This window comes from Sphingomonas parapaucimobilis NBRC 15100 (genome assembly GCF_000787715.1).
In the GTDB taxonomy this organism is placed as follows: Bacteria; Pseudomonadota; Alphaproteobacteria; order Sphingomonadales; family Sphingomonadaceae; genus Sphingomonas; species Sphingomonas parapaucimobilis.
The window spans coordinates 60,050-79,722 of record NZ_BBPI01000001.1; the positions used below are offsets into that span (position 1 = coordinate 60,050).

At 66.6% G+C, this 19,673-nt stretch carries 17 protein-coding genes; 3 read left to right on the forward strand and 14 right to left on the reverse strand.

The genetic code is table 11. The features are described 5' to 3' along the window. Positions 1 to 47: 47 nt before the first annotated feature. On the forward strand, positions 48 to 1,655 hold the full coding sequence (locus SP5_RS00315; protein WP_042482397.1) for a phosphoenolpyruvate carboxykinase: 1,608 nt from the start codon (positions 48 to 50) through the stop codon (positions 1,653 to 1,655). A 196-nt stretch (positions 1,656 to 1,851) separates the two neighbouring features. On the opposite strand, the gene SP5_RS00320 is transcribed toward SP5_RS00315, so the two are convergent. The 3 genes from SP5_RS00320 to recR form a co-directional block, all read right to left on the reverse strand. After that, the gene (locus tag SP5_RS00320) at positions 1,852 to 3,306 is read right to left on the reverse strand and encodes a DNA recombination protein RmuC (protein ID WP_042482401.1); all 1,455 of its coding nucleotides are present in this window, start codon (positions 3,304 to 3,306) and stop codon (positions 1,852 to 1,854) included. A 92-nt stretch (positions 3,307 to 3,398) separates the two neighbouring features. Continuing rightward, positions 3,399 to 3,920: a peptide deformylase gene (def, locus tag SP5_RS00325; protein WP_042482404.1), complete on the reverse strand. Its 522-nt coding sequence runs from the start codon at positions 3,918 to 3,920 to the stop codon at positions 3,399 to 3,401. Positions 3,921 to 3,965: 45 nt separating this feature from the next. Then, complete coding sequence (gene recR, locus SP5_RS00330; RefSeq protein ID WP_042482407.1) at positions 3,966 to 4,562, reverse strand: recombination mediator RecR; 597 nt, start codon at positions 4,560 to 4,562, stop codon at positions 3,966 to 3,968. A gap of 53 nt (positions 4,563 to 4,615) precedes the next feature. Between recR and fmt the strand changes: the two genes are divergently transcribed. Both fmt and truA read left to right on the forward strand, forming a co-directional pair. Then, complete coding sequence (gene fmt, locus SP5_RS00335) at positions 4,616 to 5,521, forward strand: methionyl-tRNA formyltransferase (protein WP_042482408.1); 906 nt, start codon at positions 4,616 to 4,618, stop codon at positions 5,519 to 5,521. After that, positions 5,518 to 6,267 carry a tRNA pseudouridine(38-40) synthase TruA gene (gene truA, locus SP5_RS00340; RefSeq protein ID WP_042482411.1) on the forward strand — a complete coding sequence of 250 codons (750 nt, stop codon included), beginning with the start codon at positions 5,518 to 5,520 and terminating at the stop codon, positions 6,265 to 6,267. Before fmt ends, truA begins: the two co-directional genes overlap by 4 nt. Here the strand turns inward: truA and SP5_RS00345 are convergent. The 11 genes from SP5_RS00345 to SP5_RS00395 form a co-directional block, all read right to left on the reverse strand. Then, positions 6,249 to 7,445: a class I SAM-dependent RNA methyltransferase gene (locus SP5_RS00345; protein WP_042482414.1), complete on the reverse strand. Its 1,197-nt coding sequence runs from the start codon at positions 7,443 to 7,445 to the stop codon at positions 6,249 to 6,251. The genes truA and SP5_RS00345 overlap by 19 nt on opposite strands. 4 nt (positions 7,446 to 7,449) lie before the next feature. Further along, a complete protein-coding gene (locus tag SP5_RS00350; protein ID WP_042482417.1) occupies positions 7,450 to 8,832 on the reverse strand; it encodes a bifunctional ADP-dependent NAD(P)H-hydrate dehydratase/NAD(P)H-hydrate epimerase in 1,383 nt (460 codons plus the stop codon). Next, on the reverse strand, positions 8,829 to 9,215 hold the full coding sequence (locus SP5_RS00355; RefSeq protein ID WP_042482420.1) for a hypothetical protein: 387 nt from the start codon (positions 9,213 to 9,215) through the stop codon (positions 8,829 to 8,831). Before SP5_RS00355 ends, SP5_RS00350 begins: the two co-directional genes overlap by 4 nt. After that, entirely contained in the window at positions 9,202 to 10,923 is a 1,722-nt protein-coding gene (gene ilvD, locus SP5_RS00360) for a dihydroxy-acid dehydratase (RefSeq protein ID WP_042482422.1), read from the reverse strand. The genes SP5_RS00355 and ilvD overlap by 14 nt, the downstream gene beginning before the upstream one ends. 88 nt (positions 10,924 to 11,011) lie before the next feature. After that, positions 11,012 to 11,374: a response regulator gene (locus SP5_RS00365; RefSeq protein ID WP_439645588.1), complete on the reverse strand. Its 363-nt coding sequence runs from the start codon at positions 11,372 to 11,374 to the stop codon at positions 11,012 to 11,014. Between the two features lie 27 nt (positions 11,375 to 11,401). Next, a complete protein-coding gene (locus tag SP5_RS00370) occupies positions 11,402 to 13,825 on the reverse strand; it encodes a hybrid sensor histidine kinase/response regulator (protein WP_042482424.1) in 2,424 nt (807 codons plus the stop codon). An 82-nt stretch (positions 13,826 to 13,907) separates the two neighbouring features. Beyond that, positions 13,908 to 15,935, reverse strand: coding sequence for a M13 family metallopeptidase (locus tag SP5_RS00375; protein WP_042482595.1), 2,028 nt, complete (start codon positions 15,933 to 15,935; stop codon positions 13,908 to 13,910). A 62-nt stretch (positions 15,936 to 15,997) separates the two neighbouring features. Next, the gene (locus SP5_RS00380) at positions 15,998 to 18,055 is read right to left on the reverse strand and encodes a M13 family metallopeptidase (protein ID WP_042482427.1); all 2,058 of its coding nucleotides are present in this window, start codon (positions 18,053 to 18,055) and stop codon (positions 15,998 to 16,000) included. A gap of 95 nt (positions 18,056 to 18,150) precedes the next feature. Further along, the gene (locus SP5_RS00385; protein WP_245613347.1) at positions 18,151 to 18,726 is read right to left on the reverse strand and encodes a DUF2062 domain-containing protein; all 576 of its coding nucleotides are present in this window, start codon (positions 18,724 to 18,726) and stop codon (positions 18,151 to 18,153) included. Next, positions 18,726 to 19,205: an SsrA-binding protein SmpB gene (gene smpB, locus SP5_RS00390; RefSeq protein ID WP_007403364.1), complete on the reverse strand. Its 480-nt coding sequence runs from the start codon at positions 19,203 to 19,205 to the stop codon at positions 18,726 to 18,728. Before smpB ends, SP5_RS00385 begins: the two co-directional genes overlap by 1 nt. Positions 19,206 to 19,284: 79 nt before the next feature. Continuing rightward, positions 19,285 to 19,611, reverse strand: a complete 327-nt coding sequence (locus SP5_RS00395) for a hypothetical protein (protein ID WP_042482430.1) — start codon at positions 19,609 to 19,611, stop codon at positions 19,285 to 19,287. Positions 19,612 to 19,673 lie beyond the last annotated feature (62 nt).

Consider the following 19,673-nt stretch of genomic DNA (forward strand, 5'->3'; position numbering starts at 1 on the left):
GCGCCGGGCCATCAGAACCCGCCGCCTTGGGGAACGAGGAAGCTCTTATGAACGAACGGATTCCGGAGATCGGTCTGCAGGCCCAGGGGATCGAGACCCGCGCCACCCTGCATTGGAACCTCGTCACCGCCCGGCTGATCGAAACCGCGGTCGCGCGCGGCGAGGGCAAGCTATCGGCCGACGGTCCGCTGGTCGTCGAGACGGGTGAGCACACCGGCCGTTCGGCACAGGACAAGTTCATGGTCCGCGACGACACGACGCGCGATACGGTCTGGTGGGGCAAGACCAACAAGCCGATGAGCCCGGACCATTTCGCCGCGCTCAAGGCCGATTTTTTCGCCGCGCTCGGTCAGAAAGAAGACCTGTTCGTCCAGGACCTGTACGGCGGATCGCAGCCCGAGCACCGCGTCCGCGTTCGCGTCGTGACCGAGCTGGCATGGCACAATCTGTTCATCCGCACGATGCTGGTCCGCCCCGAGGAGCATGAACTCCGCAAGTTCGCCGCCGAATACACCATCATCGACCTGCCCAGCTTCCGCGCCGATCCCGCACGTCATGGCTGCCGTTCCTCGACGGTGATCGCGGTCAACATGACCGAGAAGCTGATCCTGATCGGCGGCACGCGCTATGCGGGCGAGATGAAGAAGTCGGTCTTCGGCCTGCTCAACTATCTGCTGCCGACGACGGGCGTCATGCCGATGCATTGCTCCGCCAATATGGGCGCGGACGGATCGACGGCGGTGTTCTTCGGCCTGTCGGGCACCGGCAAGACGACGTTGTCGGCGGATGCCAGCCGCACCCTGATCGGTGATGACGAACATGGCTGGTCGGACACGGCGGTCTTCAATTTCGAGGGCGGCTGCTACGCCAAGATGATCCGCCTGTCGCCCGAGGCGGAGCCGGAGATCTTCGCGACGACCAAGCGCTTCGGCACGGTACTGGAAAACGTCGTCATGGACCCGGTGACGCGCCAGCTCGACCTGCACGACAACAGTCTGGCCGAGAACAGCCGGGGCGCCTATCCGATCGACTTCATCCCCAATGCGTCGAAGGACAATATGGGGGGCGTACCGCGCAACATCGTGATGTTGACCGCCGACGCGTACGGCATCCTGCCGCCGATCGCCAAGCTGACGCCGGAACAGGCGATGTATCACTTCCTGTCGGGCTATACCGCACGCGTGGCGGGCACCGAGATCGGCGTGACCGAGCCGGACGCGACCTTCTCGACCTGCTTCGGCGCGCCGTTCATGCCGCGTCACCCGTCGGTATACGGCAATCTGCTGAAGGAGCGGATCGCCAGGGGCGGCGTCGATTGCTGGCTGGTCAACACCGGCTGGACCGGCGGCAAATATGGCGTCGGCCACCGCATGCCGATCAAGGCGACGCGCGCGCTGCTCAACGCCGCGCTCGACGGCAGCCTGAACCAGGTCGAGTTCCGGACCGATCCGAATTTCGGGTTCCAGGTTCCGGTGTCGGTGCCCGGCGTCGACGCCGCGATCCTGAACCCGCGCGACACCTGGGCCGACAAGGCCGCCTATGACGCAACGGCGGCCAAGCTGGTCGGTCTGTTCAACGAGAACTTTCAGCAATTCGCCGACCATGTCGATGAAGGCGTTCGCGCCGCCGCGCCGAAGGTCACGGAAGCGGCCTGACGATATGGGGAGACGCTTCCGGCAGGCGTCTCCCTATTCCTCCCCTTGCAGGGGAGGTGGCAGGCTATCAGGACTGACGGAGGGGTGTCCCGCTCTCGATAGGGTGACACCCCTCCACCATGCCACGCATGGTCCCCCTCCCCTTACAGGGGAGGAATAAAAACCCGACCCGCCCCCAGCGGCGCCTAAGCCCCGCCTATTCCGTACCCCCCTCGGCCAGATCCGTAACCGGCAGCAGCTTGCTCAGCGGACGCACCGCCTGTTCGCCGATCGGCGGGGAATCGATGCTCTTGCCGCCCGTATCGATGTTCAACGCCTCGAAGCGCCGCGCGCTGGTCAGCACCTGGCTCTCCAGGCTCCCGACAAAGGCGTTATAGGCCGTCATCGCGGTATCCAGGTTCTTGCCCAGCTTCGACACATGGCCGCCCATCACGGCAAGGCGCGCGTAAAGTTCCTTGCCCAGCGCCCCGATCTGGCGCGCCTCCTGCGCCAGCTTCTCTTGCCGCCAGACCGCCGCGACCGTCCGCGCGATAGCGATCAGGTTGGTCGGCGTCGCCAGCAGCACGCGCTTGTCGAATGCGAAATCCCATAGCGTCGGGTCATTCTCGAGCGCGGCCGACAGGAAATGTTCGCCGGGCACGAACATGATGACATAGTCCGGCGCGTCCTCGAACTGGTTCCAATAGCTCTTGTTGCCCAGTCCGTTGACGTGCGCGCGCATCGCGGCGGCATGGCGTGCCAGTCCCAGCTGCCGCTCCGGCTCGTCGATCGCGCCGAACGCGTCCTGATAATCGTTCAGCGACACCTTGGCGTCGATCACCAGCGCCTTGCCGCCCGGGACGCGGACGATCGCATCGGGGCGCAGACGACCGCCCTCGCCGTCATCGACGCTGACCTCGGTCTGGAAATCGGCATGTTCGGACAGGCCGCAGCTCTCGAGAACGTTCCGAAGCTGCTGCTCGCCCCAGCGTCCGCGCGCCTTGGGCGCGTTGCGCAGCGCATTGACCAGCTTGGCCGCCTCTCCCGACACGCGCTCCTGCCCGATCCGCATCGCCTCGATCTGGCCCTTCAATTCGCCAAAGGCGTCGCGACGCTCGTCCTCGACCTTGCGCACGCCTTCCTCATAGCGTTGCAGCCGCTGATGGACGGGGTCGAGCAGCGCCTTGAGCGTCTGGCCGGATGCCTCTTCCGACTGGCGAAAGCGTGCCTCTGCCCGTTCCAGAAACTGGCGCTGGGCGACTTCAAGGGCGCGGGCGGCGGCTTCGCCGAACTGGGCGTTGATCTGTTCGCGCGCCTGCCCCAGCGCCTCCAGCGTCTGGGCATAGGCCGTTTCGCGTTCCTGCGCGCGTGCCCGCAATTCGGCCAGTTCACGATGCGCGGCGTTGCGCTCGGCTTCGACGGCATCGCGTGCCGCCCGGATGACATCAAGATCCGCCGCACGACCGCGCAGTTCGGCCAGCGCCTGAAGCGCCTCACTCCGGTCGCGCTCGGCCGCGTCACGCGCGGCGCGCAGCGGCTCCACTTCGCCCGCACGGGTCGTGGCGGTCGCCAGCTCGGCGGCCAGGCCATCGGCCTTGCGCCGCGCGGCCATCCAGCCGACCACGCCCCCCAGCAACAGGGCGAGCAGCGCAACGGCGATCAATTCGGGCATTTCAACAACCTGTCAGACTTAGGGACAGGTCGGAACATAGAACGAACGAAGCCGGTCGAACAAGGCCATTCGACCGGCCACGCCGGTAAAGGTCAGCCCTTGCGCATCTTGTTCAGCTTGCGCATCAGCATATCGCGCTTCAACCGGCTGACATGATCGATGAACAGCACGCCGTTGAGATGGTCGATCTCATGCTGCATGCAGGTCGCGAGCAGGCCGTCGAGTTCGGCCTCGTGCGCCTCACCCTTTTCGTCCAGCCACTTCACGCGGCAGGAGGCGGGCCGCTTCACCTCGGCATATTGCTCGGGGATCGACAGGCAGCCTTCGTTATAGGTCGACAGTTCGTCGCTGACCGACAGGACTTCGGGGTTGATATAGGCCTTGGGGTTCTTGACCGGCTTGCCTTCCTCATCCTCTTCCTCCTGGAGGTCGATGACGAGAATGCGCTGGTCGACGCCGACCTGAATCGCGGCAAGGCCGATGCCATGCGCGTCGTACATCGTCTCGATCATGTCGGATACGAGCTGGCGGACGCCATCATCCACCGTCTCGACAGGCTTGGAGACGAGACGCAGGCGGGGGTCGGGAATTTCGACGATCGGAAGAATGGCCATGTCGGTTTCGCTACGGTCAGCGGTCCGAACCGTCAAGCCGGCGGATCAGACCACCGGCCGGCGTGCGCGCAACGCCTGGGCCAGCGTCCCCTCGTCGAGATAGTCCAGCTCGCCGCCGACCGGCAGGCCATGGGCCAGTTGGGTGACGCGCACCGGAAAGCGCTCGATCCGTTCGGCGATATAGTGCGCGGTGGTCTGCCCCTCCAACGTGGCGTTCATCGCCAGCACGACCTCGTCGACGCCGCCGCCCTCGATCCGGCGGACCAGCGCATCGATGGTCAGGTCTTCGGGCCGCACGCCCTCCAGTGCCGACAGCCGCCCGCCCAGTACATGGAAGCGCCCCGGAAACAGCCGCGAACGCTCCAGCGCCCAGAGATCGGCGACCTCCTCGACCACGCACAGCGCGCCCGCATCCCGCCGGGGATCGGCACAGATCGCGCACGGGTTGGCGGTGTCGATGTTCCCGCAGGTCGCGCAGGTCTCCAGCCGCTCCTCGACCGCCCCCAGCGCGGTCAGCAGCGGCACCAGCGCCGCCTCCCGCTTTTTCAGCAGGTGCAGGACCGCGCGACGGGCCGATCGGGGGCCAAGGCCAGGAATACGCGCCAGCGCCTGGGTCAGCGCCTCGATCTCGGGGGATGCCATAGGGAACAGATAGGGGGTTGCGCGCCGTCCCGCCAGCGCAGAGAGGCGTCCTTATGCGGATCATCTTCATGGGTACGCCGGGCTTTGCCGTCCCGGTTCTGCAAGCGCTGGTCGAGGCCGGGCATCAGGTCGTCGCCAGTTACAGCCAGCCGCCGCGTCCCGGCGGGCGGCGCGGGCGACAGCTGGTCCCCTCGCCTGTGCAGCAGATGGCGGAAAGTCTGGACATTCCGGTGATGACGCCGGTTTCGCTGCGCTCGGCGGAGGAACAGGCACGATTTGCGGATTTGGACGCCGATGTCGCGGTGGTCGCCGCCTATGGCCTGATCCTGCCGCAGGCGATCCTCGACGCCCCGCGACTGGGGTGCCTGAACGTCCATGGCTCGTTGCTCCCGCGCTGGCGCGGGGCCGCGCCCATCCAGCGCGCGATCCTGGCGGGCGATGTCGTGACGGGCGTGGGTATCATGCAGATGGAGGCAGGTCTCGACACCGGCCCGGTGCGACTGGAAGGCTCGACGCCGATCGGACGCAAGACGACGGGCGAACTGACTGAGAAACTGGCGGCCATGGGCGCGGAACTGATGGTCAAGGTGCTGGCTGACCCGGACCGATATCCGGCCCGCCCCCAGCCGGTCGAGGGCGTCACCTATGCCGCCAAGATCGACAAGGCGGAAACGCGACTGGATTTCACCAGGAGTGCGATCGAGCTGGAGCGGCTGGTCCGCGCCTTTCATCCGGCTCCCGGCGCGTGGTTCGAATATCAGGGGGAGCGGATCAAGCTGTTGTCGGCCGAGCTGGTGGACGCCCATGGTGCTCCCGGCGAAATACTGGACAATCGGCTCACCATCGCGTGCGGCGAAGGCGCGCTGCGTCCCGTCACCCTCCAGCGCGCCGGGCGCGGCGTATCCAGCGCCGACGATCTGCTGCGCGGTTTTGCCATCCCGGCGGGGACGCGGCTTTGACGCGATTTGCGCTGACGGTCGAATTCGACGGACGGCCCTTCATGGGCTGGCAGCGCCAGTCGCATGGCCCCAGCGTTCAGCAGGCGCTGGAGGACGCCGTCCATGCCGTCACCGGCGAGCGCACTGCCGTCCATGCGGCAGGCCGTACCGATGCAGGCGTACACGGCCTCGCCATGCGCGCGCATGTGGACATCGCAAAGGACATCGCGCCCTTCCGCCTGATGGAGGCGATCAACGCGCGGATCCGGCCGAACCCGGTCGCCGTACTCGATTGCGTGACGGTGCCGGACGACTGGCACGCGCGCTTCTCATGCATCCGGCGATCCTATGAATATCGTATCGTCAACCGCCGCGCGCCGCTGACCCACGAAGCCGGATTGGCGTGGCAGGTGCCGCAGCCGCTCGACGAAGTCGCCATGGCGGACGCCGCCGCGCGGCTCGTGGGGTGGCATGATTTCACGACCTTCCGATCGGTTCACTGCCAGGCGGACAGCCCGGTGCGGACGCTCGACCTGTTGTCGGTCGAGCGGGTCGGGCCACGGCTGTACATCCGGGCCGCCGCGCGCTCCTTCCTGCATCATCAGGTGCGGTCGATGGTCGGATGCCTGGCATTGGTCGGCATGGGCCGCTGGTCCCCCGACGATGTGGAAGCGGCGCTGAACGCCCGCGACCGCGCGCAGCTGGGGTTGAACGCGCCGTCGGACGGGCTGTTCTTCGTGGCGGCGGATTACCCGGACGAAGGCTGACGCGAAAAACGCGCGGCCAGTTCGACATGGGTCGACCAGCGGAACTGGCCCACCGGCTGTACCCAGTCGAGCTGCCATCCCTGATCGACCATCGCCTTGGCATCGCGCGCAAAGCTGGACGGATTGCACGAGACATAGGCGACCGCGCGCACCTCGGCGCTGGCCAGCGCGTCGGCCTGATCCCGCGCGCCTGCACGCGGCGGATCGAGGACGATGGCGTCGAACCGATCCAGCTCCGCCTTGGTCAGCGGTCGGCGGTACAGATCGCGATGCTCAGCAAAGATCATACGCCCCGCGCCATTGGCCGCGCCCTTCAGCGACAGGATCGCGTCGCGCGCGCCCTCGGCGGCATAGACCTTGCCCGGCAGAGCCAGCGCGAAGGTGCCGAGCCCGGCGAACAGGTCGGCGGTGGTGCGGGGATTGCCCACCGCTTCACGCACCGCGGCGACCAGGGCGGCCTCGCCATCGGCGGTCGCCTGGAGGAAAGCGCCGGGCGGCAGGGGTACGCCGACCCCGCCCAGCGTGATCGTCACGGGCTCGGGTTCCCAGCGCGTCTCGGCGCCCAGGCCGTCATCGACCGAGAAGCGCGCAACGCCGTGCCGCTGGCAGAACGCGATGATCGTCTCGGCCGCTTCCAGCCCGTCAGGCGAGAAGCCGGTGACGAGAATGTCCGCCCCCTGATCGGCCAACGCCAGATGCACGTCGCCGCGCCGCTTGAACCCCAACCGCTGGAGCAGCGTGCGAAGCGGGCCGACCACCGCAAATAGCGTCGGGTGGAGGATATGGCATTCGGCCATGTCGACGATGGCGTGGCTCTTTTCCTCCGAGAAGCCGATCAGCACGCGCCCACCCTTCGCCTCGGCATGCAGCGTGGCGCGACGGCGGCTGTGCGACGGCGAACAATGCGCGGGGCGCAACGGCGCGGTCAGGCCCTGCGCATCGAGCGCGGAAGCGATGCGGTCGGTGACGAACCCGGCATAGCTTTCGTCGTCCAGATGCTGGAGCTGGCACCCGCCGCAGCGCGGGAAGTGGCCGCAGGGCGGCGTCTGGTGATGCGGGCCGGGCATGACGGTGCCGTCGACCGACAGGGTGTCGCCGGGTGCGGCAAAGGCGGCGTGGCGGCCGTTCGCGGTCACGCCGTCGCCCCGGGCGGCGACGCGGATGATGGTATCGCTCATGCGATCAGCCTCTGACGGCGGAAAGCGCGTCTGCCAAGTCGTCCGCGATGAAAGCCTTGCCACAGGCCCGCGCCGCCTGGGCGTGAAGCCAGACGCCCGCCTCCGCAGCGGCCAGCGGTTCCAGCCCTGCCGCGAGCATCGCGCCGACCGCTCCGGCCAGCACATCGCCGGTGCCCGCCGTCGACAACCATGGACTTGCCTCGGGACACAGGATCGCCTGGCCATCGGGCGCGGCGATGACCGTATCGGCGCCCTTGTGGACGACGACTGCTCCGCTCTGCCGGGCGGCGCGACGGGTGGCGGTGAGCTTGTCATCGGTCACTTCGCCGAACAGATGGACGAACTCCCCACCATGCGGGGTGAGGATCCGGGGGCCGTGATGCGTGGCCAGCGTCGCCAGCTCGACCAGCCGGAGTGCGTCGCCATCGATGACCAATGGCCGTCCGCTGGCGAGCGCCGCTTCCAGCCGTTCGGACGCGTCGCGGTCCCGCCCCAGGCCCGGACCGATCACGACGGCCCCGATGCGATCCTCGTCCAGCGCGTCGGGCGCATAATCCCGGCGAACGATCGCATGAGGTGCGGCCGAACCGGGCCTCCCACCCGATGCGAGGTGGAGCACATAACCCGCGCCCGCGCGCAAGGCCGCGAGCGCGGCGAGCTCGGATGCCCCCGACATGCTGCCTGCCATGACAGCAACCATGCCGCGGCTGTATTTGTGGGAATTCGCGTCCGGCTCGGGCAGGTTCGGCCGCGTCAGGGCGCGGGCCTGCGAATGGGTGGCGATGCCGATATCCAGCAAGCGCACCTGCCCCATGGCGTTGGCAGCGGGCTGCAACAGATGCGACGGCTTCACTGCGCCAAGTGCCAATGTCACGTCGAAGCGCGGCACCTTGCCCAGCGCCTTGCCATTGTCGGTCGCGATCCCTGTTGGAAGATCGACCGCGATCCTCAGCCATGCCGCTTCGGCAAGCCGGGTCAGCGTATCCTGCACTTCATCGCAAGGGGGGCGCGACAGACCCGTTCCAAAGATGGCGTCGACAAGGACAGGTGCGGGCCGCGTGCCATCCAGGGGTTCGACCGCCCCACCCCAGATCGCGGCCGCCCGACCGGCACCGGCGCTGCGCGGCGCTTCGCTGGACGCCACCCGTACTGCCAAGCCCTGTCGCTTGAGCGCCGCTGCCGCGATATAGCCATCGCCACCATTGTTCCCGGGGCCGCATAACACCAGTATCTCTCGCCCTGCGGCCAGCCGGGCGACCGCCTGCGCGATGGCCGATCCAGCGCGATCCATCAGGGTCGCCTCGGTCACCTCCCCGACCATCGCCGCCTGTTCCGCCGCCCGCATTTCGGCGGCGGTCAGGACCGGAAGCCCGTCGATCGGGATCACGGCGTTCCTGCCGTGGCGGGCAGCCGGTAGCGGTCACCACCGACCGCCACCTCGATCTGCCGCTCTCCCGCAAGCGATACCGATGCGGGCTGCGCCCCGTCCGCGACCGCGACGCCGTGCCCATCGCGAGTCACCCGAAGCCGCCGGAACCCGCCATCGGGATGCCGGACGGTCAAGATGACCGCATCGCCCATTCCCGACTGTTCCACCGTGCAGTCATCGGCGAAGGCTTCCACCCCCGCCAGCGCACAGTGAATCGCCAGACCGGGTTTCTGTTCGGCGACGGGGCCGTTCTGCGCCGCCGCCTGCCGATCCGCCTCACCGCCCGAGCAGCCAGCCAGAGCCAGGGCACCGACCAGCCACTGCGGATCAGATATCCGCATAGACATGGCGCTCGGACTTGGCGCCGGGGTGCGTGACCGCGCCCTGATGCGCGGGGCCGACATTCTGGGCATAGCGCCACAACACACCAGCCTGATAATCGTTCACGCGCGGCGTCCAGCGCGCACGGCGCTCATCCAATATGGCGGGTTCGACCAGCAGGTCGATAGTGCCCGCCTCGGCATCGATGCGGATGCTGTCGCCATCCTCGACCAGAGCGATCGGGCCGCCATCGGCCGCCTCGGGACCGACATGGCCGATGCAGAAGCCGCGCGTGCCGCCCGAAAAGCGGCCATCGGTGATCAACGCGACCTTCTCGCCCAGACCCTGGCCGTAGAGCGCGGCAGTGGTCGACAGCATCTCGCGCATGCCCGGACCGCCCTTCGGCCCTTCGTAGCGGATGACGACGACAGTGCCCTCGGTGATGGCGCGCGCCTCGACGGCGGCGAAGGCCTCTTCTTCGCAGTCGAAGACCTTTGCGGTGCCCTCGAACTGGAGACGCTTCATGCCCGCGACCTTCACGATCGCCCCCTCAGGCGCCAGCGACCCGCGCAGGCCGACCACGCCGCCGGTCGGGCTGAGCGGCGTCTTCACGTCGTAGATGACCTTCTGGTCGGGGTTCCAGGTGACCTCGTCGATATTCTCGGCGAGCGTCTTGCCGGTCACGGTGATGCAGTCGCCATGCAGGAACCCGCCCGCCAGCAGCGTCTTCATCAACATATAGACGCCTCCCGCCTCGTACATGTCCTTGGCGACATAGCGGCCGCCCGGCTTCAGGTCGGCGATATAGGGCGTGGTCTTGAAGATCTCGGCAACGTCGAACAGGTCGAAGTCGATCCCTGCCTCGTTCGCCATGGCAGGCAAATGAAGCCCCGCATTGGTCGATCCGCCCGTTGCCGCCACGACACGCGCCGCATTCTCGAAGGCTTCACGGGTGCAGATGTCGCGCGGACGGATGTTGCGCGCAATCAGCTCCATCACCTGCTCGCCCGCCGCCTCGGCGATGCCGTGGCGGTCGAGGAAAGGCGCGGGCATCATGTTGCTGTTGGGCAGCGACAGGCCGATCGCCTCGCCGACGCATGCCATGGTGTTGGCGGTGAACTGGCCGCCGCACGCGCCGTGGCCCGGGCAGGCGACCTTTTCGAGCGCGATCAGATCGTGGAGCGGGCAATTCCCCGCCGCATGCTGGCCCACCGCCTCGAACACGTCGACCACGGTCACGTCGCGGTCGTGGTGGCGGCCGGGCAGGATCGAGCCGCCATAGACGAAGATCGACGGCACGTTCAGGCGCAGCATCGACATCATCATGCCGGGCAGCGACTTGTCGCACCCCGCAAAGCCGACCAAAGCGTCATAGCAGTGGCCGCGCACCGACAGCTCGACCGAATCGGCGATGACCTCGCGGCTGACCAGCGAGGACTTCATCCCCTGATGCCCCATCGCGATCCCGTCGGTCACGGTGATGGTGTTGAAACGGCGCGGCATGCCGCCGCCCCGAATGACCCCCGCCTGCGCGGCATCGGCCTGCGCATCCAGCGTGGTGTTGCAAGGGGCCGAGTTGTTGCCCGCACTCGCCAGCGCGACGAAGGGCTTGGCGATATCTTCTTCCTGGATGCCCATCGCATAATAATAGCTGCGATGGGGTGCGCGCTCCGGGCCGACGGAAACGTGGCGGGACGGCAGGCGAGACTTGTCGAATTGGCGTGTCATGGCGCAGGCCTATGTCGCCAGACAGCCCCCAGACGCAAGCAAATTTCGCAACGACCCTTAATTCCGGGCCTTTGCAGGCGTCAGCGGGTCAGAGCGAACCCAATGCTTTCGCCACGCCGTCCATCGTGAACGGCTTTTGCAGACGGGGACGGTCACGAAACCGCTCGTCCAACGCATCGTCGGCACCGCCAGTGGCAAAGACGAACGGCACGCCACGCTCGGCCAACGCTTCGGCGACGGGGGTGCTCTTCTGGCCGCCCCGCAGGTTGACGTCGAGAATGGCGGCGTCGATACCGCCTTCGGCTACCCGTGCGAGCGCGTCATCGACGCTGTCCACGGTGCCCGCGACCTGTTTGTCGAGGACGTCCAGGAAATCCTCGAGCATCATGGCGATCAGGGGTTCGTCCTCGACGATGAGGATCTGCACGGGCTCTGTCATCAGCATCGCCATAACATGCTTTGCGCCCCGCGCCAGCCGCTAGTTGCGATCCGCCCCCTGCCCGTTGTTTCCCTGGGCCAGCGCGACCTGCGTCGCCTCGGCCAGTTGCTGGACGGAGAAAGGCTTTGGCAGGAAGCCGACATTGGGCAGCGTAATCGACTTGCGCAGCTGTTCTTCGGCGTAACCCGACATGAACAGCACGGCGAGGTCGGGATAGCGTTTGCGGACCAGCCCGACCATGGTCGGCCCGTCCATCGTCGGCATGACCACGTCGGAAATCAGCAGATCGGGCTTGCCATGCTTGTCGAGCACTTCGAGGGCCGCCTCGCCATTCTCGGCCGAGATGACGGTATAGCCCTGGCGCGACAGCGCGCGTTCGGCGACGGCGCGGACCATGTCCTCGTCTTCCACCAGCAGGATCGTGCCCGAGCCCCAGGGGGTCGTGACCTTGGCCGGCAGCTTGGCGGGGCTTGCCTGGTTGGGCGAGACGGCCGGGGCGGCATGGACGGGCAGATAGATGGAGAATTTCGCACCGCCGCCCGGCGGCGAGTCGGCGAAGATATAACCGCCCGACTGCTTGATGATGCCGTATACGGTCGACAGGCCCAGGCCCGTGCCCTTGCCCAGTTCCTTCGTCGTGAAGAATGGCTCGAAGATCTTGCCCAGGATATCGGGCGGGATGCCGGTGCCGTTGTCGCTGATGATGAGCGCGGTATAATCGGCGGCGGGCAGGATTTCATTGTTCAGCGCCCGCGCATCGGCCATCGACACGGCGCGCGTCTGGATGGTCAATATGCCGCCGCCCGCCGGTTCGTTCTCCAGGATCGCGTCGCGCGCATTGACCGCCAAATTGACGACCACCTGCTCCAACTGCCCCGGATCGGCGCGGACCGGACCAAGATTGCGGCCATGGCTGACGTCCAGCCGCACGCGCTCGCCAAGCAGCCGCTTGAGCAGATTCGACACCTCCGACACGACGTCGGGCAATTGCAGGATCTGGGGCCGCAACGTCTGCTGGCGCGAGAAGGCGAGCAGCTGGCGGGTCAGGCTGGCGGCGCGGTTGGAGTTGGTGCGAATCTGCTGGATATCATCATAATCGCTGTCGCCGGGCGAATGGCGCATCAGCATCAGGTCGCAATGGCCGATGATCGCGGTCAGGATGTTGTTGAAGTCGTGCGCGACGCCGCCCGCGAGCTGACCGACCGCCTGCATCTTGGTCGCCTGCGCGACCTCGCGCTTCAGGCGGCTTTCCTCCGAATTGTCCTTCAGGCTCAGCAGCACCGCCGCTTCGCCCAGCCCCCGCGCGCCCGCGATGGTCAACGCCACCGGCTCTTCGGGGTGATCCTTCAGCCGCACCGCCATGTCGGCCGAATGGGTGGCGCCGCTGGCGAAGCGCCGGATCGCGTCGGCGACCGCCGCCTTGTCCTCGCGCACCACCAGATCCCCCGGATAGAGCGGCGGCGTGGTGCCGTTGACCCCGGCGGCGCGCATGAAGGCCGAATTCATCTGGATGAAACGGCCGTCGCGATCGACCAGCGCGATTCCGAAGGGCATCAGCGAGACAAGGCCCCGCACATGGCTGCCCGCGCTCGTGCCTGCCGGTGCGACCAGCTGCTCGTCTTCGTCGAGCAGCGCGACCAGCATCGGGGCGGAGTCCCCCTCGACAAAGGGGATTTGCAGGATGCGCAGCGGCTTGCCTTCGCCCTTCGCCAGTTCGGCGGCAAAGCGGACCTGCCCGCCCGGATCATGCGCCAGGAAGGTCGCGAAGTCGCGGCCGACGATCGAGATCATCTCGCCGCCCGTCGCCCGCGCGCACAGCACCCGGTTGGCGGCCCGCACCCGGCCATCGGGTGCGATCAGCGCCGCCATGATCCCCGCCGTGCCCAGCCGGTCGCCATGGATGCCGCCGATCAGCCGCTCGACCGTCTCGGCCAGGTCCTGTTCCTCGGCAATGGCGAAGCGCCAGACCAGCAGGTCGGCCTCGTCGCCCGCCCGTGTGACCAGCACCGACAATTCGGTTCCCATCACCGCGATCCGGTCCGCCCGGCCCAGGCCGTCGCGCCACGCGGTCCGCCCCGCCTCCGCCAGCGCCTCCACCGACGCTGCGTCGAGCGGCACGCCAGGCGGGGTCGGCATCATCGGGAAGAGCGAGGCATAGGCGTCATTGGCGCAGACCAGACGCCCGGCCCGGTCGGTGACGGCGATCGCGTCCAGGCTGGCATCCGCCACGACCCGCGCGAAGTCCCAATCCACGCTGCGTCGGCTATGCTCCACCCTGGGGGTCAGGATGCGCCAGACCAGGATGACGCCAAAGGCCAGCAGCGCCGCCGCCAGAAACCCCGCCGCCACGACCCAGCTGCGGATCGCCATGAACAACAGGATGGCCGCGCCCGCTCCGCTCGCGACCGATACGGCGGCCGCGAGGCGGGTGGGGTGAAATCTTTCGAGGGACGCGATCGCCATCCTCAACCCATCATCCGGCAACCCGGCATGGGTCAAGCCCGATCCCTCGGACGGACGGCCCATGCCAGGAGGTGGATGATGATTACCAGATACGGACGCGCTGTTCGGGCGTCAGATACAGTTTCTCGTTCGGCTTGGGGCTATAGGCCGCATACCAGGGATCGAGATTGCGCACGACCCAGGCGCGCTGCTGAGACGGCGAGTGCGGGTCGGTCAGCAAGCGGTTGCGCAGGTTCGCCTCGCGGTAGTTGCGACGCCACACCTGCGCCCAGCCGAGATAGAAGCGCTGGTCGCCGGTAAAGCCGTCGATCACCGGCGCCGCCCTGCCCTTCAACGAGGCGTGATAGGCGTCATAGGCAACCGACAGCCCCGCCAGATCGGCGACATTCTCACCCAGGGTCAGCGCACCCTTCACATGAAGGCCGGGCAGCGGCTCATAGGCGTCATACTGCTTCACCAGCGCCGCCGTGCGTTCCTTGAACGCCGCGACGTCCTTGTCCGTCCACCAGTCGGTCAACTGTCCCTTGGCGTCGAACTTCGATCCCTGATCGTCGAAGTGATGGCTGAGTTCATGGCCGATCACCGCACCGATGCCGCCATAATTGACCGCAGGATCGGCCTTTGGATCGAAGAAGGGCGGTTGTAGGATGGCGGCGGGGAAGACGATCTCGACCATGCCGAAATTGGCATAGGCGTTCACAGTCATCGGGGTCATGCCCCATTCCCAACGCTGGATGGGCTTGCCGAGATGACCGATATTGTCCTCGTGCCGCCACTGGGCCGCGCGCAGTGCGTTGCCGAAAGCGTCGCCGCTGACGATCTTCAGACCCGAATAATCCTTCCAACGATCCGGGTAGCCGATCTTCGGGGTGAAGGCGGCCAGCTTGGCATGGGCCTTCGCCTTGGTTTCCGGGGCCATCCAGTCGAGCTGGTCGATCCGCTTGCCCATCGCGGCCAGGACGTTCTTCACGAGCGCATCGGCGGCCAGCTTGGTCGCGGGCGGGAAATAGCGCGCGACATAGACCTTGCTCACCTCATCGGCGAGTGCGCTGCTGGTGAAGTCGACCGCGCGCTTCCAGCGCTCCTGCTGCTGCGGCGTGCCCGACAGGACGGTGCCGTAAAAGGCGAACTGCTCCTGGTCGAATTTGGCGGGCAGGACATCGGCGAACTCGTCGAGCGAGCGGACCAGCAACTGGTCCTTGAGCACCGCGATCGGCGTCGACTGGATCAGCGCGGCGATCCCCGTCACCGCCGTCGGCTGCGCGACGACCAGCGTGTCGACCGGCGTGCCCACGCCCTTCAGATAGGTCGCGAAGTCGAAGCCCGGCGCGGTCCTTGCCAGATCGGCGACGGTCATCTTGTTGTAGGTCTTGGTCCGGTCACGGCTGTCGATCCGGGTCCAGTGGACCTTGGCGATCTGCGTCTCGAAGGCGACGATCGCGGCGGCGCGCGCCTCGGCATCGGACTCGCCGGCCATGGTCAGCATCTTGGCCAGATGCGCCTGATAGGCGGCCCGCGCGGCCGACAGCTTGGGGTCGTCGCTCAGATAATAGTCGCGGTCCGGCATCCCCAGCCCCGACTGGCGCAGGCCAACGGTGTAGAGATTGGGCTGGCGCGCATCCTGCCCGACGCCCGAGCCGAAGGGGATGCCAACGCCGTTGCGATCCGCCTCGGCCAGCAAGGCGGCATAGCCCGACTTATCGTTCAGCCCCTTGATCCGGTTCAGCCAGGGCTGGATCGGCGCCAGACCCTTGGCCTCGATCGTGGCGGTGTCGAGATAGGTGGCATAGGCGGTGCCGATCTGGTTCCGCTGCCCCTTGGCCTGTTCCAGGATGGTATGGGTCCGCTCCCGCGACAGGTCCGCGAGCTTGTCGAACGCGCCGTAGCTCGACTTGTCGGCGGGGATGGCGGTGGTCTTGGCCCATTCGCCATTGGCGAAGGCATAGAAGTCGTCACCGGGGCGGACCGACTTGTCCATGCCCTTCTCGTCGAAGCCGAACCGCCCATAGGTCGGGCCGTTGGCGGCGGCGGGGCGGTCCTGCGCATTCAGCGCCACGGCTCCCGTGATCGCGGTCGCGCCAAGCAGCGCGGCGATGGCCAAACTCTTCATCATTCTCTCCAAAACAGAAAAAGGCCCTCCGGTGCGTACCGGAGGGCCTGTCATTCAGTCGATTACCAGATGCGGACGCGCTGCTGCGGGGTCAGCGCCATCTTGTCGGTCGGCTTGACGCCGAACGCCGCATACCAGGGGTCGAGGTTGCGCACGGTCAGCACGCGCTCATGACCCGGCGAGTGCGGATCGGACAGCAGCGCTTGGCGCAGCGCGGGTTCGCGCCACTTGGTCCGCCACACCTGCGCCCAGCCATAATAGAAACGCTGGTCGCCGGTCGTGCCGTCGATGATCGGCGCGGGCTTGCCGCCCAGCGACTTGTGATAGGCGTCGAGTGCCACCGTCAGACCCGCCAGATCGGCGATATTCTCGCCCAGCGTCAGGCCGCCCTGAATGTGCTGGCCGGGCAGCGGTTCGTAACCGTCATATTGCTTTACCAGTGCATCGGTGAAGGTCTTGAACCGCGCCACGTCCTGCGGCGTCCACCAGTCGGTCAGCTTGCCGGTGGCGTCGTACTTGCGGCCCTGATCGTCGAAGTGATGGCTGATCTCGTGCCCGATCACCGCGCCGATACCGCCATAATTCACAGCCGGGTCCGCCTTCGGATCGAAGAAGGGCGGCTGGAGGATCGCCGCCGGGAACACGATCTCGTTCATCGGCGGGTTGGCATAGGCGTTGATCGTCATCGGCGTCATGAACCATTCGCCGCGATCGATCGGCTGGCCCAGCTTGTTGAGGTCCCGCTGGAACTCGAAAGCATTGGCGCGCGCGACATTGCCGACCAGATCGCCGCGCTGGATCTGCAGCGCCGAATAATCCTTCCACTTGTCGGGATAGCCGATCTTGGGCGTAAAGGCGGCCAGCTTGGCCAACGCCTTCTGCTTGGTCTCGGGCGCCATCCACTCGAGGTTGCGCAGACGGTCGCCCATCGCCGAGATCAGGTTCTTTACCAGCGCATCGGCGGCGGCCTTCGATTCCGGCGGGAAGTATTTGGCGACATATTGCTTGCCGACTTCCTCACCCAAGCCGTCGGAGACCAGGCCGACGCCGCGCTTCCACCGCGCCTGCTGCTGCGGCGTACCTGACAGGGTGGTGCCGTAAAAGGCGAAGTTGGTCTTGTCGAAATCGCTCGACAGATAGCCTGCATAGCTGCGCAGGACCTTCAGCATCGCATAGTCCTGAAGGACATTGAGCGGCGTCTCACTATAGACCTTGGCCTCGCCGGTGATCGCGCTGGGCTGTGCGACCAGATAGGCCGGACGGCCTGCCACGCCCAGCGTCTGCATATATTGCGCCCAGGGGAAGCCCGGCGCCTTGGTCGTGAAGTCGGCAGCCATCCACTTGTTATAGGTCTTGTCCGCGTCGCGGCTCTCGATCCGGGTCCAGTGGACGCCCGCCAGACCCTTTTCGAAGTTGAACACGGCCGCCGCCCGCGCCTCGGCATTGGGCTCGCCCGCCAGCGTCAGCATCCGGGCGAGATAGGCCTGATAGGCGGTGCGGATCGTCGCCAGCTTGGCGTCGTCCTTCAGATAATAATCACGGTCGGGCAGGCCCAGGCCGCTCTGGCCGAAGTTCGGGATATAGGTGTCGGGGGCCTTGTCGTCCTGGCCGATATAGACGCCGAAGGGTGCGCCGACGCCCTGACGCTGGAGCTTGGCCATCTCGATCGCCAGCGCGTCGCGGCTCTGGGTCGCCTTGATGGCGCTCAGCCACGGCTTGACCGGGGTCACGCCCTTCGCGTTGACGGCGGCCTCGTCCATGAAGCTGGCGTAGAAATCACCGGCCTTGTTGCCCGGCTGCTTGGTCGCCTCGTCCAGGATGGTACGGGTCTGCTCCAGCGAGCGGTCCTGCAGGACGTGGAACATGCCATAGGACGAGCGATCGGCGGGGATCGTCGTGTTCTTGTACCAGGTGCCGTTCGAATAATCGAAAAAGTCGTCGCCCGGCTTCACCGAAATATCGCGGCCCGCCATGTCGAAACCGAAATCGCCGATCTCGGGGCGGTTCTTGGCGTTGGGCTTGACCGGGCCGACAGCGGCCTTGTCGACGGGGTTCACAGTCTGGGCCATGACGGGGGAAATGGCGGTCGTAAGAAGAGCGGCGATCAGCAGAGAGCGCATCTGAATTCCCGAAAAGGAGATGGATGCGACTGTTGTAACGAGCCGATACGCCCAGTCAAACCGTTAGAAAGTCACGCCAAACGGCAATAGCGCTATCAAAAGGCCGCATTTTTCCGCCGGTTGCGCCATTTGCGCGCGATCCACACGCGCCAGCCCAATGCCGAGGCGGCATAGCCGATCACCGCGCACCCGCCGGTCAGCACGCACAGCCCGAGACCAAAAGCCGGACCCTGTTCCCATAGCCAGTGAAAGGCGCTCAACGCCCATTGCAGCCAGCCCGTCGCGGCCTCGGCCACCGGCTGGGTGTTGAGCGGCGCCTCGCTGCGCAACAGGAACGTGCCGATGCGATAGGCGATGACCCAGATGATCGGCGTGGTCAGCGGATTGGTGATGAAGGTCGTCAGCGCCGCGACCGGCACATTGGCACGGAATGGCAATGCGAAGACCGCCGCGATCGCGATCTGCGCGACCGGAAACAGGAAACCCGCCACCACGCCCAGCGCGACGCCGCGCGGCACCGACCGCCGGGTAAAGCGCCACAGTTCGGGCGCCAGGACACGGTGCGCGACCGGCCGGAGCAGCCGGTTGTTCTCCATCGAATCGCGGGTCGGCATGTTGCGCCGGACCCATCCCAGGGTACGGCCCCACATGGTCGGCACGGCCGAGGCCATCAGCCGCGATCGCGCAGGATACGGCCCTGCTCGCGCTTCCAATCGCGTTCCTTGATCGAATCGCGCTTGTCGTGCGCCTTCTTGCCCTTCGCCAATGCCAGCTCCACCTTCGCGCGACCGCGCGAGTTGAAATAGATCATCAGTGGCACCAGGGTCATGCCCTCGCGCGCCACCGCACCGTGGAGCTTGTTTATCTCGCGCTCATGAAGGAGCAATTTACGCGGGCGCTTCGCCTCGTGATTGAAGCGATTGCCATGGCTGAATTCGGGGACGTTGGAATTGACCAGCCACACCTCCTCGCCGCGCACCTCGGCATAGGATTCCGCGATCGATCCCTCACCGAAGCGGAGAGACTTCACCTCGGTCCCGGTCAGGGCGATACCGGCCTCATAGGTCGTCTCGATGGCATAATCGAAGCGGGCGCGCCGGTTCTCGGCGACGATCTTCTTCTTGTCGAAGGTTTGGGGTTTCGGGCGCATGGACGGGTCGATGTAGGCGCTCGAACGCGTCCTGAAAAGCCGCTGATGATGCCTCTATCCCGTTTCTGGGACGGAACATTCACGGCTTGCGGCGGCCACCCAGCGGGATGGCAAGCCGGATCATGGCGCGCTTGCTGGGAATGCCGCCGACATCCACCTGCTCGGCTTCCGCCGAAACCGCGCCGACGCCTGCTATTTCCGTGCGCGCCTTGGGCAGGGTCATCGGCGCGGAATAATCGGGAACGATGCCGATCCGGTATGCGTCGGAGGAGCGACCGCATACCACCACGTCACCGCCACCATCGTCGGGCGGGCAATGACGCGTGGTTGGGGCCTTTCGGGGCGCAGGCAGGACAGGCCCGGCCACCGCGCCCGTCTGCATGGCGATCATCACCAAGGTCCACATCGGCCGCTCTCCCTGCGCCGCCCATCGTCGACGCGATGTTCGTCCGGGATTGCGGCCGAAGG

Coding starts and splice junctions, on each gene's coding strand:
- SP5_RS00385 (WP_245613347.1), bottom strand. CDS start 18,726: ATGGCCTCGGCCGTGCCGACCATGTGGGGCCGTACCCTGGGATGGGTC.
- smpB (WP_007403364.1), bottom strand. CDS start 19,205: ATGCGCCCGAAACCCCAAACCTTCGACAAGAAGAAGATCGTCGCCGAG.
- SP5_RS00315 (WP_042482397.1), top strand. CDS start 48: ATGAACGAACGGATTCCGGAGATCGGTCTGCAGGCCCAGGGGATCGAG.
- SP5_RS00355 (WP_042482420.1), bottom strand. CDS start 9,215: ATGCGGATATCTGATCCGCAGTGGCTGGTCGGTGCCCTGGCTCTGGCT.
- ilvD (WP_042482422.1), bottom strand. CDS start 10,923: ATGACACGCCAATTCGACAAGTCTCGCCTGCCGTCCCGCCACGTTTCC.
- SP5_RS00375 (WP_042482595.1), bottom strand. CDS start 15,935: ATGAAGAGTTTGGCCATCGCCGCGCTGCTTGGCGCGACCGCGATCACG.
- SP5_RS00380 (WP_042482427.1), bottom strand. CDS start 18,055: ATGCGCTCTCTGCTGATCGCCGCTCTTCTTACGACCGCCATTTCCCCC.
- def (WP_042482404.1), bottom strand. CDS start 3,920: ATGGCCATTCTTCCGATCGTCGAAATTCCCGACCCCCGCCTGCGTCTC.
- recR (WP_042482407.1), bottom strand. CDS start 4,562: ATGGCATCCCCCGAGATCGAGGCGCTGACCCAGGCGCTGGCGCGTATT.
- fmt (WP_042482408.1), top strand. CDS start 4,616: ATGCGGATCATCTTCATGGGTACGCCGGGCTTTGCCGTCCCGGTTCTG.
- SP5_RS00365 (WP_439645588.1), bottom strand. CDS start 11,374: ATGGCGATGCTGATGACAGAGCCCGTGCAGATCCTCATCGTCGAGGAC.
- SP5_RS00320 (WP_042482401.1), bottom strand. CDS start 3,306: ATGCCCGAATTGATCGCCGTTGCGCTGCTCGCCCTGTTGCTGGGGGGC.
- SP5_RS00345 (WP_042482414.1), bottom strand. CDS start 7,445: ATGAGCGATACCATCATCCGCGTCGCCGCCCGGGGCGACGGCGTGACC.
- SP5_RS00370 (WP_042482424.1), bottom strand. CDS start 13,825: ATGGCGATCGCGTCCCTCGAAAGATTTCACCCCACCCGCCTCGCGGCC.
- SP5_RS00395 (WP_042482430.1), bottom strand. CDS start 19,611: ATGTGGACCTTGGTGATGATCGCCATGCAGACGGGCGCGGTGGCCGGG.